16 protein-coding genes are annotated in these 14,836 nt (G+C 73.2%); 2 read left to right on the top strand and 14 right to left on the bottom strand.

Annotated features, from left to right (window positions below; all coding sequences use genetic code 11):
* Positions 1-5 precede the first annotated feature (5 nt).
* The 12 genes from AB0J12_RS00730 to AB0J12_RS00785 all read right to left on the bottom strand — a co-directional run bounded on the left by AB0J12_RS00730 (position 6) and on the right by AB0J12_RS00785 (position 9,378).
* Positions 6-215 (bottom strand): gas vesicle protein, encoded by a 210-nt coding sequence (locus AB0J12_RS00730; protein ID WP_363261921.1) that lies wholly within the window; start codon positions 213-215, stop codon positions 6-8.
* Positions 212-1,015 carry a GvpL/GvpF family gas vesicle protein gene (locus AB0J12_RS00735; protein WP_363261922.1) on the bottom strand — a complete coding sequence of 268 codons (804 nt, stop codon included), beginning with the start codon at positions 1,013-1,015 and terminating at the stop codon, positions 212-214. The genes AB0J12_RS00730 and AB0J12_RS00735 overlap by 4 nt, the downstream gene beginning before the upstream one ends.
* The gene (locus AB0J12_RS00740; RefSeq protein ID WP_363261923.1) at positions 1,012-1,350 is read right to left on the bottom strand and encodes a gas vesicle protein; all 339 of its coding nucleotides are present in this window, start codon (positions 1,348-1,350) and stop codon (positions 1,012-1,014) included. The genes AB0J12_RS00735 and AB0J12_RS00740 overlap by 4 nt, the downstream gene beginning before the upstream one ends.
* On the bottom strand, positions 1,347-2,477 hold the full coding sequence (locus AB0J12_RS00745; protein WP_363261925.1) for an SRPBCC family protein: 1,131 nt from the start codon (positions 2,475-2,477) through the stop codon (positions 1,347-1,349). The genes AB0J12_RS00740 and AB0J12_RS00745 overlap by 4 nt, the downstream gene beginning before the upstream one ends.
* Positions 2,474-3,142: a DNA primase gene (locus AB0J12_RS00750; protein ID WP_363261926.1), complete on the bottom strand. Its 669-nt coding sequence runs from the start codon at positions 3,140-3,142 to the stop codon at positions 2,474-2,476. The genes AB0J12_RS00745 and AB0J12_RS00750 overlap by 4 nt, the downstream gene beginning before the upstream one ends.
* Positions 3,139-3,402 (bottom strand): gas vesicle protein GvpG, encoded by a 264-nt coding sequence (locus AB0J12_RS00755; RefSeq protein ID WP_363261927.1) that lies wholly within the window; start codon positions 3,400-3,402, stop codon positions 3,139-3,141. The genes AB0J12_RS00750 and AB0J12_RS00755 overlap by 4 nt, the downstream gene beginning before the upstream one ends.
* Positions 3,403-3,406: 4 nt before the next feature.
* Positions 3,407-4,180, bottom strand: a complete 774-nt coding sequence (locus tag AB0J12_RS00760) for a GvpL/GvpF family gas vesicle protein (protein WP_363261928.1) — start codon at positions 4,178-4,180, stop codon at positions 3,407-3,409.
* Complete coding sequence (locus AB0J12_RS00765) at positions 4,177-4,599, bottom strand: gas vesicle structural protein GvpA (protein WP_363261929.1); 423 nt, start codon at positions 4,597-4,599, stop codon at positions 4,177-4,179. Before AB0J12_RS00765 ends, AB0J12_RS00760 begins: the two co-directional genes overlap by 4 nt.
* A gap of 58 nt (positions 4,600-4,657) precedes the next feature.
* Positions 4,658-5,050: a gas vesicle protein gene (locus AB0J12_RS00770; RefSeq protein WP_363261931.1), complete on the bottom strand. Its 393-nt coding sequence runs from the start codon at positions 5,048-5,050 to the stop codon at positions 4,658-4,660.
* Positions 5,051-5,150: 100 nt separating this feature from the next.
* Positions 5,151-6,077, bottom strand: a complete 927-nt coding sequence (gene ligD, locus AB0J12_RS00775) for a non-homologous end-joining DNA ligase (RefSeq protein ID WP_363261933.1) — start codon at positions 6,075-6,077, stop codon at positions 5,151-5,153.
* On the bottom strand, positions 6,074-7,921 hold the full coding sequence (locus tag AB0J12_RS00780; RefSeq protein ID WP_363261934.1) for a transketolase: 1,848 nt from the start codon (positions 7,919-7,921) through the stop codon (positions 6,074-6,076). Before AB0J12_RS00780 ends, ligD begins: the two co-directional genes overlap by 4 nt.
* Positions 7,918-9,378 (bottom strand): NAD(P)/FAD-dependent oxidoreductase, encoded by a 1,461-nt coding sequence (locus AB0J12_RS00785; protein WP_363261935.1) that lies wholly within the window; start codon positions 9,376-9,378, stop codon positions 7,918-7,920. Before AB0J12_RS00785 ends, AB0J12_RS00780 begins: the two co-directional genes overlap by 4 nt.
* A 1,466-nt stretch (positions 9,379-10,844) precedes the next feature.
* On the opposite strand from AB0J12_RS00785, the gene AB0J12_RS00790 reads away from it, so the two are divergent.
* Positions 10,845-11,798 (top strand): LLM class F420-dependent oxidoreductase, encoded by a 954-nt coding sequence (locus tag AB0J12_RS00790; protein ID WP_363261936.1) that lies wholly within the window; start codon positions 10,845-10,847, stop codon positions 11,796-11,798.
* Between the two features lie 48 nt (positions 11,799-11,846).
* Here AB0J12_RS00790 and AB0J12_RS00795 read toward each other — a convergent pair whose 3' ends face one another.
* Positions 11,847-12,335, bottom strand: coding sequence for a phage holin family protein (locus AB0J12_RS00795; protein WP_363261937.1), 489 nt, complete (start codon positions 12,333-12,335; stop codon positions 11,847-11,849).
* Between the two features lie 113 nt (positions 12,336-12,448).
* On the opposite strand from AB0J12_RS00795, the gene AB0J12_RS00800 reads away from it, so the two are divergent.
* Positions 12,449-12,799 carry a VOC family protein gene (locus AB0J12_RS00800; protein ID WP_363261938.1) on the top strand — a complete coding sequence of 117 codons (351 nt, stop codon included), beginning with the start codon at positions 12,449-12,451 and terminating at the stop codon, positions 12,797-12,799.
* 27 nt (positions 12,800-12,826) lie between these two features.
* Here the strand turns inward: AB0J12_RS00800 and AB0J12_RS00805 are convergent, their stop codons facing one another.
* Positions 12,827-14,782: a DUF5107 domain-containing protein gene (locus tag AB0J12_RS00805; protein ID WP_363261939.1), complete on the bottom strand. Its 1,956-nt coding sequence runs from the start codon at positions 14,780-14,782 to the stop codon at positions 12,827-12,829.
* Between the last annotated feature and the right edge of the window lie 54 nt (positions 14,783-14,836).

The following is a 14,836-nucleotide window of genomic DNA, read 5'->3' on the forward strand; positions in this document are numbered from 1 at the left end:
GTCGGTCACGGCAGCTCCTTGCGCGACGGAACCAGAGGCTCGAACGGCGAGGGCACCTGGGCGTTCACCGAGCTGATCAGCGCGTTGAGGTCGATGCGCACCAGATCGACGTCGGCGATGCGCAGGGTGATGTCCCCCGTGATCACCACGCCGCCGGCCAGCAGCCGGTCCAGCAGGTCCACGAGCGCGATCTCACGGCGTTCGACGACGGTCACCCGGACCCCTCCCCCACCGGCCGCGGGGTCTCCACGAACGAATAGGCGGCCCAGGGGCCCGTGAGTTCCACGCGCATTCCCGGGACGTCGTCCTTGGTCCGGTCGACGAGTTCCACGAATTCCTCGGACGCCGCCCGCGGCACCAGATAGGCCGCATTGAGCACATTGCGTCCGGCGGCCCCGGAAAGCGCCGGGTTCTGTGGTGCGTGCACCCGGGAATCGTCGGCGTGCGCGGAAAGGGACTCATGGAGCCGCGTGGCGAATTCCTCGGCCTTTTGCCACATGTCCTCGTGCGCCCTGGCACTCATGCTGCGGCGGCGCAGATAGTCCCGCCCCGACGCGGCCGGCGCCGCCGTGGAGGAGGCCTGCGGTGACGGCACCCCGCGCTGCGCCTCCTCGCCCTGCGCCTCCGCGTACACCTTCACGCCCCACTCGACCTTGCCCTGGAGCCGGTCCAGGGTGCGCCGGAAGTCGCGCTCGCGGGCCTCCATCATGGTGCGCACCCCGCTGTCGTCGTGGAAGACGGTGCCCAGGCGCAGCGGCAGCGGGGTGGTGACCACGGTCAGCGCGTCGATGACGCCCTGGTGGGCGCGGGCCGTCTCGGTCACCCAGTCGAGGTCCTCCAGATGCGCGCGCAGCGGTTCCTCGGCGAAGTCCCGCGCCGGGACCTCGCTGTAGACGGCGACCAGGCCGTGGTGGGTCAGATGCCGGGGCGGCGCGCCGCCCACCCCGGTCAGCTGCGCCTGGAGTGGCGCGCTGAACGGGCGGCACACGGCGTAGACGTACCGCAGTCCGGTCATGGGGCCTCCTCCTGGCCTCGCCCGGGCTCCAGCTCCGCCAGCCGGGCCCGCAGCTCGGCGTTCTCGCGGGTGAGTTCGTCGCGGCGGGCACGGCTGGAGAGCGCCGGATCGGTCTCCCACCAGTCGATGCCCATCTCCTTGGCCTTGTCCACGGAGGCGACGATGAGCCGCAGCTTGATGGTGAGCAGTTCGATGTCGAGCAGGTTGATCCGGATATCACCCGCGATGACGATGCCCTTGTCCAGGACGCGCTCGAGGATGTCGGCGAGGTTGGCTCCGCTGCCGCCCCCGTAGGGCTCGGGCATCCGGCCCGCCATCGGGCTGGGTGTGGTCATCGCCGGCTCCCGGAGTACTCGTCCTCATCCTCCTCCTCTTCCTCGTACTCCTCATCGGCGTCCCCGGCGCCCTCGTCCTCGGAGCCCTCCTCGGGCTCGTCCTCGTGCTCGCCCTCCTCCTCGTCGTACGGCTCCTCTTCCTCGTCCTCCTCCTCGGGGGCCTGGTCCTCGGCCTCGGAGGTCTCCTCGCCGCCGTTCTCGTCCTCGGCCTCGTCGCCTTCCGCTTCCTCGGCCTCCAGCGCCTCCTCGTGGCTGCGGACGACCTCGCCGTCCTCGATCTCGCCGCGCCAGCCCTCGTCCACTTCTCCCTTGAGGGTGATGAAGCGGGCGTAGTTCTTCAGGTCGAGGCGGGCCCGGCGGCCCTGGGCGCGCCAGATGTTGCCGGTCTTCTCGAACAGGCCGGAGGGGTAGTACTCGATCACCAGCAGGACGCGGGTGAGGTTGTCCGCGAGCCGGTGGAAGGTGACCGCGCCCTTGGTGGTGCCCTTGGCGCCCTCCGACGTCCAGGCGATGCGCTGGTCGGGGATCTGCTCGGTGGTGGTCGCCTTCCAGCTGCGGCTGGACCAGAACACCTTGGCCTGCCAGTCGGAATGGGTGTCGTCGGCGCGGCTCGCGCTCTTGACGCCCTTGGCGAAGGTGCTGAAGTCCTGGTACCGGGTCCACTGGTCGTAGGCGGTGCGCAGCGGCACCCCGACGTCGATCTGCTCGATGATCACGGTCGGCTTGTTGCCGGCGCGCCCCTTGCCGCCCTTCTTGCCTCCGCCGAGGCCCTTCAGCTTGCCCATCACGCTGTCCTTGGCTCGGGAGGCGCCGAGTTCCAGCGCCGTGCGGACGGGGCCCTTGCCCTCGGCGATCTTGCGACCGCCGTCGAGAGCCAGCTTGGCGAAGCCCGGGCTCTTGCCCTCGGCGATGTCGTTCAGCTTCAGGGTGGTCTCGCCGAGCTTGTGCCCGACACCGCTGAGCATCCGGGTCGCCTGGGCGGCGAGGTAGTCCTGCAGTTCGGCCTTGAGCCGGTCGGCGGCTTCGCTGTGCGCCAGGTCGGTGAGCGGGTTCTTGCCCGCCGCGTTCCCGGCGGCGCCTGCCGCGTCCCGACCGGCGGAACCGGCCGCTCCCAGGGTATCGGTCATCGTTCACCGCCTCCCTTCGCCTGCCGGTCCCGGCCGACGGTCTTCTCGGCCGTCTTACCGGCCGAGGCGGTCTTCTTCGCTGCGGCGCCGGGGCCCGGCGCCCTCTTTGCGGTCTTCTTGGCGGGGGCGGCCTTCTTGGCCGGAGCCTTCTTGGCCGCCTTCTTGGCCTTCCGAGCCGAGCCGGTCGCCTTCTTCGCCCGGGCGTCGCGCTCGCCGCGCGACCTCTCCGGTTCGTCGTCGGCGCCCTCGTCGCGGTCTTCGTCCCGGTCCTCGGCTTCGTCCTCGTCGCGGTCCTCGGCGTCGTCCTCCGGCTCCTCGTCCTCCTCGTCCCGCTCGCCGCGGCCGGAGCCGCCGGAGGTCTGATCACGCAGATCGGCCGTACGGGAGTGCAGCCGGTCGGCGAGGGCGCCGATCTGCCGCTCGACGAGGGCGCCGGAGGCCGCCTTGCCCACGCCTCGCAGGTCACCGCGCAGCTGGTCCCCGATCTCCTTGACCTGGGGATTGTTCTTGAGCTGCTGATTCACCAGGTCCGCGACCATGCGCGGGCTGAGGTTCATCCGCTTGCCGGCGACCATGCTGCCGACGGCGATCGCCAGCTTCGCCTTCTTGGTACGTCCGAGGACGTATCCGGCCCCTACCGCGAGGCCCAGTCCGACTCGGTTCATTGCGCTGTCCACTCACCTGTTCCCGCGCTCGCGCGCGTCGCCGTCTCCAGCCGGTCGAGAAGCTCGTCCTCCTGACGGTCGAACTCTTCCTCGCTGATCTCTCCGGCTTCCAGCCGCTCTTCCAGGCGGGCCAGCTCGGTCCGGATGGTGGCCGGGTCGTAGTAGATCCGCTCCGCCTCCTGGAGCACCTGCCTCATCACCCACGCGCTGCCGCGCACCGGGGCGAACGGCAGCAGAAACACCTCACCGAGCAGGCCCATGCCGTCACCCCTCTTCGGTGTCCGTGCTGCCGGCCAGGGTGGCCGTGTGCTCGGCCGGGCCCGGGTCGACGAAGCTGTAGGGCGGCAGCGGGCCGTTGACGCGGATCTCCAGCTGCGGCATGTCCGTGCGGGCCTGCTCGACGGCGGCCAGGAACTGCTCGGCGCTGTCCTTCTCGACCAGGAACGACGTGTTGGCCAGCCAGCCGGTGGACTCCGGCCCCGCGCTGACCGCGTCGGCGGCCGGCTCCAGGAGCCGCTGCAGGGCGGTGCCGTCCTCGGCCTCCTTGGCCTTCACGGCGGCGGCGACCATCTCGCCGAGGCGCAGCTTGTCGTCGTAACTCCCGCCGCCCGCCTGCCGGTTGGCCTCCGCGAGGGTGCGGATCTCCGGGCTCTCGGACATCACCCGGTGCAGGACCGCCTCTTCCACATGGTTGGCCTTGACGTTGTACTCCACACGGCCGTCGAGGGCGCGCAGGCGTTCCTTGTAGTGGTCGGCGCGCTCGGTGAGCACCGAGGTGACGGTGTCGTCGTCGGGGGCGACGCTGCCGAACCGCATGGGCAGCACGCAGCCGGCCGCACCCGCCTCGGCGAGCACGTTCTGGTGGGCGAGCAGGTCGCGCCGCTTGGGCCGCAGCCCTTCGGGGGCGTCACTGACGACGGCCGCCAGCTCACCGGCCCTGAGGATGCGGACTGGCAGGGAGGGCTCGCCGACACCGTCCATACCCTCGGGGAGCTTCGGGTGGGAACTCGCCGTGATGCCGTAGACGTACGTGCTCACTCCTGCTCCTCCTTCCGGCGGGCGGCCGTGCTCTTGCGGGGCCGCCGCTCCTCGGTCTCACCCTCGCCGCGTGCTTCCTTGAACGCGTCCGAGATGGTCTGCGCGGCACCGGACAGGGCGCCCTTGGACTTGCCGCTCGCGCCGGACTCGGTGATCTCGCCGACCAGGTCGGGCAGGCCGGGGGCCTTGCGCGGCCCGGCCTCCAGGTCGAGCCGGTTGCACGCTTCGGCGAAGCGCAGGTAGGTGTCGACGCTGGCCACCACGACCCGTACGTCGATCTTCAGGATCTCGATGCCGACGAGGGACACCCGCACGAATGCGTCGATGACCAGCCCCCTGTCGAGGACGAGCTCGAGAACGTCGTAGAGGCCGCTGCTGCCGCCTCCGCCGCCGGACTGCTGTGCCGGGACAACGGTCATACGGACCGTGCCTCCTTCTGTCGTGATCGTGTGTGTTCGGTCGTCGAGAGCGAGCTGACTACCGGCCGCGGGCGTCCGCCCGGCCGCGCTCGTAACGACGGACCTTCCGGTAACCGGTGAGCTGCCCCTCGGGGTCCAGCTCCACCTGGTAGCTCGCCATCAGGCTCATCGTGTCGGGGACCCGAGCGAGTTCGAGGACCTCGACCTCCAGCGCCCAGCCGTCCTCCGTCTGCTCGAAGGACGACACGGACTCCGGATTCATACCGGTCAGCTCGGCGAGCTGGGCCCGTGCGTTGCGGAGCACCTCCATCGGACGGGGCCGCTCCTCTGCGGTCTCCCGCTCTTGTGCGGGCTTCCGCTCTTCTGCGGGCTGCCGCTCCTCGTCGGGTTCCCGCTCTTCGGGTTCGTTCGGTGAATTCTGCGAATCTCGCGTGTTCTTTGTGTTCGCCATGGCCACCTCTCTCCTCCGTGTGGCCGCTCGTGCCATGGCCAAACCTTCACGAGGGCAGGCGCAGGCGGCACGGGCGACTTCGATCGCACGGAGTGGCCCGTCAACCGCGCAGCGCGTCCAGGCGGCGCCGGGCGGGCCCCAGCGTGCGGCCCCTGTCCATCAGCCCGGCCCACGGGTTGGTGCGGGCCTGGTCGACGGCGTCGGCGATGGTCCAGCGGCGGGCGTCGACGCCTGGGTCGTCCAGCTGATCCCAGGTGAGGGGGACGGCGACGGGCGCACCGGGCAGGGCCCGCACGGTGAACGGGGCGACGGCGGTCTGCGCGTAGGCGTTGCGCTGGATGTCCAGGTACAGCCGGTCGCCGCGGTCCTTCTTGCGGGCGGCGGTGGTGAGCCGGCCGGGGTGCTCGGCGGCGAGCAGCTCGGCGACGTCGCGCGCGAACTGCCGTACGGTGTCGAAGTCCTGATGGCCGGCCAGGGGGACGACGACGTGCAGTCCTCTCGACCCGGTGGTCATCGGGGCGGACGGCAGGCGCAGCTCGTCGAGCAGGTCGCCCAGCCGGCGGGCGGCCTCCCGGACGGCCGCGAAGTCGTCACGGGAGGGGTCGAGGTCGAAGACCATCCGGTCGGGCGTGTCGATACTGCCGGTGCGCGAGAGCCAGCGGTGAAAGGTGAGACAGGCCTGGTCGGCGAGGTAGACGAGGCTGGAGATGTCGTCGCACACCGTGTGGCAGACCGTACCGTCCTCCTTCGGCAGCTCGACGCGGGTGATCCACTCCGGATAGTGCTCCGGCGTGTTCTTCTGCATGAACCGGGGCCCGTCGACGCCGTCGGGATGCCGCTCCAGCATCAGCGGCCGGCCGCGCAGATGCGGCAGCATGAACGCGGCGACGGACCGGTAGTAGTCGACGAGATCGCCCTTGGTGTACTCCTTGGCGCCCGAGTCGCCCGGGAAGAGCACCTTGCCGGGCCGGTGCACCGGCACACTCCGGCGCCCGGCCCGCACCGTGCGCGTGTCGCCGTCGCTCACCGCACGACCGCCTCCCCCACCAGCAGCCGCCCGGCCGCCGCGATGGACTCGGCGTCGATGCCGGCGGCGTGCAGCTGCTCCTCGGGCGTGGCCGAGCCCGGCATGTTCCGCACCCCCAGCCGGACCAGCCGCGGCACGGGCCGCCCGTCGGCGAAGGCCTCCGCCACTGCGTCGCCGAGCCCGCCCTCGGGGTGGTGGTCCTCGACGGTGAGCAGACAGCCGGTGTCCTCGGCGGCCCGCCGCAGCGTCTCGGCGTCCACGGGCTTGACCGAGTACAGATCGATCACCCGTACGGCGATGTCCTGCGCGGCCAGCGCGTCCGCGGCGGCGAGCGCCTCGGGCACGGTGACCCCGGCCGCGACGATCGTCAGCCGGTCCCGGCCGGAGGAGCGCAGCACCTTGCTGCCGCCGACGGGGAACTCCTCGTCGGGCCCGTAGAGCACCGCGCTCTTGCCGCGCGAGGTGCGCAGATAGCGGATGCCGTCCAGGTCGGCCATGGCGGCGACCAGCTTCGCCGTCTGGTTGGCGTCACAGGGGTACAGCACCGTGGAGCCGTGCACGGCCCGCATCATCGCCAGGTCCTCCAGGCCCATCTGGGACGGCCCGTCCTGCCCGATGGCCACCCCGGCGTGCGAACCGACGAGATTGATGCCGGAGCCGCTGACGGAGGCCATGCGCACGAAGTCGTGGGCGCGGGTGAGGAAGGCGGCGAACGTCGCGGCGTACGGCACCCAGCCGCGCGCGGCGACGCCGACGGCGGCCGCGACCATCTGCTGCTCGGCGATGTAGCACTCGATGTACCGCTCGGGGTGCTCCTTGGCGAACAGTTCCGCCCGCGTGGAGTCGCCGACCTCGCCGTCGAGCGCGACGATGTCGCCGCGCCCGTGTCCGAGGGCGGCGAGGGCCTTGCCGTAGGCGTCCCGCGTGGCGGCCTCCTCCCTCTTGTCCCAGCGGGGCAGCTCGTAGGGCGAGGTGGTCGCGGACCGCACCACGGTGACCGTCGGCGGCTCGTGCACCTGCACCCGCAGGTCGCGCTCCCCACCGAGCTGCTCGATGGCCTCCTCGGCCTCCGGCAGCGGCTTTCCGTGCAGCCCCTCCCGGTCCTGCACGCCCTCGACTCCCTTGCCCTTCAGGGTGCGGGCGATGATCGCGGTGGGCTGCCCGGCGGTGGACAGGGCTTCGCCGTAGGCCCGGTCGACGGCGTCGACGTCGTGGCCGTCGATCTCGATCGTGTGCCAGCCGAAGGCCTTGAAGCGGCGGGCGTAGGCGTCGAGGTCGTGGCCGTGCCGGGTGGGCCCGCGCTGCCCGAGCCGGTTGACGTCGACGATCGTGATCAGGTTGTCGAGATGCTCGTGGCCGGCGTGCTCGGCGGCCTCCCACACCGACCCCTCGGCGAGTTCACTGTCGCCGGTGAGGACCCATACGCGGTAGCCGTCGTGCTCCAGCCGCTTGCCGGACAGCGCGATGCCCACCCCGACGGGCAGGCCCTGCCCGAGCGAGCCGGTGGCGGTCTCCACCCAGGGCAGCCGCTGCGGGGTCGGATGCCCCTCGAGCCGGCTGCCGAGCTTGCGGAAGGTCAGCAGTTCCTCGTCGCCGATCGCCCCGGCGGCCTTGTACGCGGCGTACAGCAGCGGTGAGGCGTGGCCCTTGGAGAGCACGAAACGGTCGTTGCCGGGATGGTCGGGCCGGTCGAAGTCGTAGCGCAGATGGTGGGCGAGCAGGACGGCCATCAGATCGGCCGCGGACATCGAGGACGTCGGGTGCCCGGAGCCCGCGGCGGCGGCCGCGCGCACGCTGTCCACGCGCAACTGCTGGCCGAGTTCGACGAGTTCACCGGTGTTCATGTGTCTCCTTGAGCGTCGGTATCGGTTTCGTCGGTGCGGGTTTCTTCCGTGCGGGTTTCGTCGGTGCGCTTGACCGGACCGGGCGCGGGACGGTCCGCGTCGAGGGCGTCGGGCCCGGGCCGCTGGGCGGGCGCGGGCTCCTGCCGCCCGGGCGCCCCGGGTGTCCGGGCCAGCTCCGGGGAGGCCGTGTCCAGGGGCACCGACCAGGACCGTACGAGTCCCAACTGGACGCCCTGGCGGGGCAGTACGGCATCGAGCAGCCAGTCGGCGGCGACGCGCACCCGGTTGCCGGGCATCGCCGCTAGGTGGTAACCGCGGGTGACCAGCCCCGCGACCGGCCCGGACAGCGGAAGCCCCAGCGGATTGGCGGAGGCCTGCGCGCCGCCGAGGTCGACGACGAAGCCCAGGTCCCGGTGCCGGTAGGACCGCAGCGCGCCGCCGGTCAGCGAGGCGGCCACGTTCTGCGCGGCGACCTTGCCCTGCCGCCACGCGTGCTGGGCGGTCATCGGGGCGTACGACCCCGGCTCGTCCAGATCCGGTACGGCGGCGGCGTCACCGCAGGCGAACACCTCGGGGCGTCCCGGCACCCGGAGGGTGGGCTCGACGAGGAGCCGTCCGCGCTCCAGCGGCAGGCCCAGCGACTCGGCGAGCGGATCGGGCCGGACCCCGACGCACCACACCAGGGTCCGGGTGTCGACGAACTCGCCGTCGGTGAGCAGGACACCCCGCTCGGTGGCCTCCTTCACGGAGGTCCCCATCCGCACGTCGACGCCCCGCTCGCGCAGTACGCGGTCCGCGGTGCGCGACAGCCGTTCGTCCAGCTCGGGCAGGACACGTTCGGCGACGTCGAGCAGCAGCCAGCGCGGGCGCATGCCCTGACGCAAGGGGTGGTTGCGCACCAGCGCGTCGGTGAAGAGCTGCCCCTGCGCGGCGACCTCGGTACCGGTGTATCCGGCGCCGACGACCACGAAGGTGCAGCGGGCGGCACAGGCGGCGGGGTCGTCACCGCCGGCGGCCAGCTCGATCTGCCGGATCACGTGATCACGAAGATAAAGGGCCTCCGGCAGCCCACGGAAGCCGTGGGCGTGCTCGGCGACACCGGGGACGGGCAGCAGCTTGTTGACACTGCCGGCGGCCAGGACGAGCCGGTCGTACGGCACGGCACCGCTGTCGCCCTCGGGCCCGGTGTAGTGCACGGTCCGCGCGTCGAGATCGACCCGCCCGACCTCCCCGAGCACCAGCCGCACCCCACGCAGCGTCCCGGTCAGTGACACGGTCACCCGGCGCGCCTCGAGTATCCCGGCGGCGACCTGGGGCAGCAGCGGCAGATACAGGAAGTAGTCGGTCGGATTGACAAGCGTGATCTCGGCCCGCCCCCGGGCCATCCGCCCCAGCACCCGAGCGGCCCGGTACCCGGCGAACCCCCCACCGACAATCACCACCCGGGGTCGACCCACGACGTCCTCACCCTCTCCGTCTCGCACACAACGGACCGCCTCCCCGCGTTTCCCTCCGGGGGTTGGCCAAACGTGGCCCGGCGGGGGCGGCACGTGGTTGCCCAAGGGGTGGGCAGGACGTGGTCCCGGCCGGGGGGGGCACGTGGTTGCCCAAGGGGTGGGCAGGACGTGGTCCCGGCGAGGGGGGCACCTGGTTGCTCCGGTGAGCCGACCGTGGTCCCGGCGGGGTTGGGCGAGACGTGGCCCCGACGGGGGCAAGCGGACGCTGTCCGGCCGGGGGTGAGCGGACGCGGTCCCGCCAGGGGCGGGGGCGGAGGCTGTCTCGCCAGGGAGGGGGACGGACGCTGTCCCGCCGGAGCGGGTGGACGCACTCCGGCCGGGGCGGGTGGGCACTGTCCCGCCAAGGGCGAGCGGACGCGGCACCGCCGGGACAAGCGGACACGGTCCCGCCAGGAGCGGGTGGGGAGACGCGTCCGGCCGGGGCGGGTGGACAGGTCCCGCCAGGGCAAGCAGGCGCGGCCCCGACTGAGATGAGCGCACGGTGGCCCCGCCAGGGGCGGGTGGACGCTGTCCCGCCACGGGCTAACGGACGCGGCATCGCCGGGACAAGCGGACACGGTCCCGCCAGGGGCTGCCGGACGCTGTCCGGCCGGGGCGGGTGGACGCGCTCCCGCCCCCCGGGCGAGCTGACAGGTCCCGCCAGGGCAAGCGGAAGCGGCCCCGACTGGGATGAACGGACGCGGTCCCGCCAGGGGCTGGCGGACGCTGTCCCGCCACGGGCGAACGGACGCGGCATCGCCGGGACAAGCGGACACGGTCCCGCCAGGGGCTGCCGGACGCTGTCCGGCCGGGGCGGGTGGACGCGCTCCCGCCGCGAGCGAGCGGACAGGTCCCGCCGAGGCAAGCGGAGGGGGCCCGACTGGGATGAGCGGACGTGACCCCACCGCGGGCGAGCGGACGCGGTCCCGCCAGGGGGGTGGACGCTGTCCCGCCGGGGCGGGTGGGCAGGCCCCGCCGGGAGCGGGTGGACTCGCTCCCGCGAGTAGTGGGCGGACGCTGTCCCGCCGGGGCGGGTGGACGCGCTCCCGCCGCGGGCGGGTAGGCAGGCCCCGCCCCGGGCAAGCGGACACGGTCCGACTGGGACGGGCGGACGTGGCTCCGCCGATTGTGGGCCGGGTGGAGTGAGGGCTGCTCGTAGTCGGGGGCTCGGGGAGCCTGCCGGGGGATGCAGGGGGCGCCGCCCCCGCCGGGGCAAGGGGCGGAGCCCCTGAGGGGGTCCGGGGCGCAGCCCCGCGACGGCGCCTCCTGCCCAACCGAGACGGGCGGGCGGGCGGGCAAACACCCCCCGAAGGGAGACCGGGGGCGCAGCCCCAGCCAACCGCACCCACACCCCCGTTGCACCGGCGGAGCCCTGGGTACTCGCCCCACCGACCACCCACCCCACCCCCACCCCGGAGGCGCCGCCCATGCCCCAGTACGGCTACTTCCTCTCCTGCGAGCAGTACGGCCCCGCGGAGCTGATCGAGCAGGCCCGGATGGCCGAGCAGGCCGGTTTCCAGGCGCTGTGGATCTCGGACCACTACCACCCGTGGAACGACGCGCAGGGCCAGAGCCCGTTCGTGTGGTCGGTGATAGGCGCCCTCTCCGAAGCCGTCTCGCTGCCCATCGAGACGGCGGTCACCTGCCCCACCGTCCGCATCCACCCCGCCGTCGTCGCGCAGGCCGCCGCCACCAGCGCGGTCATGACGAACGGCCGCTTCCGCCTCGGCGTGGGCACCGGCGAGGCCCTCAACGAGCACATCGTCGGCGGCCCCTGGCCCGCGGCCCACGTACGCCTGGAGAAGCTGGAGGAAGCCATCCAGGTGATGCGCCGCCTGTTCATCGGCGAGGAGGTCAACCACCACGGCACGCACTACACCGTGGAGAACGCCCGTCTGTACACGGTCCCCGACGAGCCCGTGCCCATCGACATCTCCGGCTTCGGCCCGGCCGCCGTCAAGCTGGCCTCCCGCGTGGGCGACGGCTACATCACGGTCGCCCCGGACGCCTCGATGGTGGAGCAGTACCGCAAGGGCGGCGGCGGGGCGAAGCTCGTCAGCGGCGGCACCAAGGTCTGCTACGACACCGACCAGGACACCGCCGTCCGCACGGTCCACCGCCTGTGGGCGAACGAGCAGCTGCCCGGTGAACTCTCCCAGGTGCTCCCCTCCCCCAAGCACTTCGAACAGGCCCAGCAGCTCGTCACCGAGGACATGGTGCGCGAGAACCGGGTGTGCGGCGACGACGTGGACGAGCACGTCGCCGAGCTGCGCCAGTTCGCGGACGCCGGTTTCGACGCCGTCTACGTCAATCAGATCGGCCCGGACGTGCGCGGCTTCTTCGACTTCTACCGCACCAAGGTGCTGCCGCAGCTGACCTGAGACGTCCCGCGTGACAGGGGGCGTCCGCGCTCGCCGTCGGGCCAGGTGTCAGGCCCGATGGTGAGGCGAGGCGGGGTCGGCGTCGTCCGGGCGCGGCACGGCCGGCCCGGCCGCCCCGGGCTCCGGGGTGCCCGCGGCGGGGGCGACGGGCGGCATCGGCGGGTACGGAGGGGCCGCTCCGGGCTCCGGCGCGGGCGCGGCCGGCGCGGTGCCGACGGCGTGCTCGGCCTCGTCCCGCGGGCCGGCGGACGGCCGCGCGGCGCTCCGCAGCGCGTAGGCCGCGGCGCCCAGGATCGCGGCGGTGATCAGCGCGGCGGCCCAGCCGGGCAGGCCGAGGGCGAGCGCCAGTCCCACGGCGAGCGCGAATGCCGCCCCCGCGTACAGCGCGGCCGCGCCGGACGCCGCGTACAGCAGGGCGGTGCGGCGCCTCTCCCGCGTCTGGCGCCGCAGCTCGTCGCGGACGGTCTCGCGGGCCACCTGCGCCAGCTCGTCGACCAGGTGCTTGTCCAGATGCTCCAGGTGATCCAGCGGTTTCATACCGTTCGGGTACCCGGCGCCACAGGGCCGTAACGGCGTGCAGCCGGCCCGCCGGTCGTGGGGATCGGGTGAAACGATCACCGGCCCGCGCGCGCCCAACTAGGCTCTGCCGTATGGAGATCCAGGGTGCCTCACTCCGTGTCTGCGTAGACGACCTCGACACCGCCATCCCCTTCTACGAGCGGCTCGCGGGCGGCAGAGCCCTCCGCTTCGAGCGGGGTGGCGTCCAGGTCGCCGCCATCGGCTGTTTCCTGCTGATGAGTGGCCCGGCGGCGGAGATCGAAGTGCTGCGCAAGGTGGCGGCGACGATCGCGGTCGCCGACGTGGACGAGGCGCACACCGTCCTCGCCGAGCTGGGCGCGGAGATCGTGGCCGGCCCGGTGCCGACGCCGGTGGGCCGCAATCTGATCGCCCGCCACCCGGACGGCGCGGTGTACGAGTACGTGGACCGCCGCCGCCCGTGACAGCCGCCGCCCCGCGGCCCCGACGGCTCAGTACGGCCGCATCCGGAAGTCGTACCGCTGAGGGAGGGGTTCGCCGGCGATCCGGGCCCACAGCCGCCCGATCACCTCGTCCCCCTCCCTGAGGTCGGCGACCTCGAAGCCCGCGTCGAACACGCCCCGCGCCTCGCTCGTCCTGCCCTCGGCGAGCAGCAGGGCCGCCTCGATCAGCCGGAACCGGCCGCGTTCCCGGGTGCCGGGGTCCAGCCGCTCCCACACGGCACGCGCCGCGTCCGTACGTCCGTCGGCGAGCAGCGCTTCGATGGCCTCGCGGCCGAGCGCGGCGCCGGCGGCCGTCCACTCGGGGCCGGTGTCGCGCCGCTCCCGGCACAGGTCGTCGAAGGCCTCGGCGTACCGATCGGCGGCCCGCTCCCCGTGGCCGCCCTCCCGGTCGGCGACGGCGAGGCAGCGCAGCAGCGCCCACTGCGAGGGGGCGAGCGGCAGCGCCCGTTCCCAGCTGCGCACGGCCTGGGCGCGGTCGCCGGCGTGCCACTGAGCGACGCCGAGGTGGTACTCGGTGTGCGGACGGGCCGGTGCGGTCTCCAGCATGTCCCGCCAGTGCGGGGCGACGAGGCTCTCGCCGGGCGGCCGTTCCTCGCCCGGCTCGGGCAGCGCCCCGGTGTGCAGCAGCGCCAGCCAGGGTTCCTGTTCCTTCCCGAGGGTGGCCTGTGCGAAGGGGGTGCCGGGCAGCCTGAAGCCGCCGCGCAGGACCTCCAGCGCGCCCCAGCCGGAACCGACGGCGAGCGTCTCGGCGGGTTCGGTGTCGGCGTGCGGCAGCCATGCGGCGTAGGCGGCGTCGACGTCGGCGGGCGGCAGTACGGCCGCCAGGTGGGCCTCGGCCCGGTCGACGACGGCGTCCCACTCGCCCGCGGGATCGGCGTCGAACGGGCCGTACGCCTCCAGCCAGGAGACCTCGCTCTCCTCCGGCAGCCGCACATGCTCGAGTTGGGTGCGGGCGAGGCCGGCCTGGATCTCGCAGTAGCCGCCGGTGCCGGGTTCGGTGAGCCACTGCTGCCAGCGGCGGCCGCCGGGCAGATGGCCCCACACGAACAGCTTGCGGCCGCGCAGCACGTCGGTGGAGGTCTGCACCACCCCCTGGCCGCTCTCGTCCAGTGCGGCGATCCAGCGCCGGCGCCGCTCGGGCACGTCGTAGAAGTAGTCGGCGGCGTACGGGCTGCCCAGCGGGTGGCTGCGGTCCGCGCCGTCGTACGCCGGGACCGGGACCCGGCGCAGCCGGCGCTCGTAGCCGAAGTGGTAGGCCTCGCTCGCCGGGGCGAGGACCCGGCACTCCTCGGGGACGGCGATGTTGGACCACCAGTAGGTGGGCACGGGCCGCTCGTGCGGGTTGCGGACCCGGACGCCGACGTACAGGAAGTCGGAGCCCTCCGGCAGCCACAGGTCGACCTGGAAGGGCAGGTCGCGCAGCCGCTCCCACTCCCACAGCCGCAGCATGTCGGTGCCGTCGGGGCCGGGGACGCGGGCGGCGTGCAGGGGTGCGCAGGACAGGGCCGTGTGGCCGGTGGCGCCGATGTTCCACTCGATGCCGCCGGAGTACCAGGCGCCGTTGAGGGCGAAGTTGGCCGGCTGGAACACCGGGTTGCGGTAGAGGAGTTCGCGCCCGGTCGGCTTGTGCAGCAGGGAGACGATCCGGCCGCCGAGGCCGGGCAGGACGGTGGCGCGCAGGCGATCGTTCTCGATGACGAGGGCGTCGAGCCGGCGTGATGCGCGGTCGCGGCCGTAGCCGTCGCGCACCCGCACGGGCAGCAGGCTGGTCAGTGGGGCGTAGCCGATCTGCCGGGCCATGTCGCGCGGCAGGTCCTCCTTGTCGCGGTCGTCGATGCGGTGCATCTCGTCCAGGGGGCGCAGCGCGGGCAGCGGGTTGTCCGGGCCGAGGTCCGCGGCGGGCAGGGTCAGTACCTCACGTCGGATCGTCGTCACGATCACCATGGAAGCGGTTGCCCGGTGATCCGGCCAGGCCCGCCGCGGGTCAGGGTTGCGCAA

The organism is Streptomyces sp. NPDC049915, assembly GCF_040656475.1.
Classification (GTDB): domain Bacteria; phylum Actinomycetota; class Actinomycetes; order Streptomycetales; family Streptomycetaceae; genus Streptomyces.

What these genes read in the sequence shown, in the direction of transcription:
- AB0J12_RS00795 (WP_363261937.1), bottom strand. Translation starts at nt 12,335, where the DNA reads ATGAAACCGCTGGATCACCTGGAGCATCTGGACAAGCACCTGGTCGAC.
- AB0J12_RS00790 (WP_363261936.1), top strand. Translation starts at nt 10,845, where the DNA reads ATGCCCCAGTACGGCTACTTCCTCTCCTGCGAGCAGTACGGCCCCGCG.
- AB0J12_RS00745 (WP_363261925.1), bottom strand. Translation starts at nt 2,477, where the DNA reads ATGACCGATACCCTGGGAGCGGCCGGTTCCGCCGGTCGGGACGCGGCA.
- AB0J12_RS00740 (WP_363261923.1), bottom strand. Translation starts at nt 1,350, where the DNA reads ATGACCACACCCAGCCCGATGGCGGGCCGGATGCCCGAGCCCTACGGG.
- AB0J12_RS00735 (WP_363261922.1), bottom strand. Translation starts at nt 1,015, where the DNA reads ATGACCGGACTGCGGTACGTCTACGCCGTGTGCCGCCCGTTCAGCGCG.
- AB0J12_RS00755 (WP_363261927.1), bottom strand. Translation starts at nt 3,402, where the DNA reads ATGGGCCTGCTCGGTGAGGTGTTTCTGCTGCCGTTCGCCCCGGTGCGC.
- AB0J12_RS00780 (WP_363261934.1), bottom strand. Translation starts at nt 7,921, where the DNA reads ATGAACACCGGTGAACTCGTCGAACTCGGCCAGCAGTTGCGCGTGGAC.
- AB0J12_RS00800 (WP_363261938.1), top strand. Translation starts at nt 12,449, where the DNA reads ATGGAGATCCAGGGTGCCTCACTCCGTGTCTGCGTAGACGACCTCGAC.
- AB0J12_RS00765 (WP_363261929.1), bottom strand. Translation starts at nt 4,599, where the DNA reads ATGACCGTTGTCCCGGCACAGCAGTCCGGCGGCGGAGGCGGCAGCAGC.
- AB0J12_RS00805 (WP_363261939.1), bottom strand. Translation starts at nt 14,782, where the DNA reads ATGGTGATCGTGACGACGATCCGACGTGAGGTACTGACCCTGCCCGCC.
- AB0J12_RS00770 (WP_363261931.1), bottom strand. Translation starts at nt 5,050, where the DNA reads ATGGCGAACACAAAGAACACGCGAGATTCGCAGAATTCACCGAACGAA.
- AB0J12_RS00750 (WP_363261926.1), bottom strand. Translation starts at nt 3,142, where the DNA reads ATGAACCGAGTCGGACTGGGCCTCGCGGTAGGGGCCGGATACGTCCTC.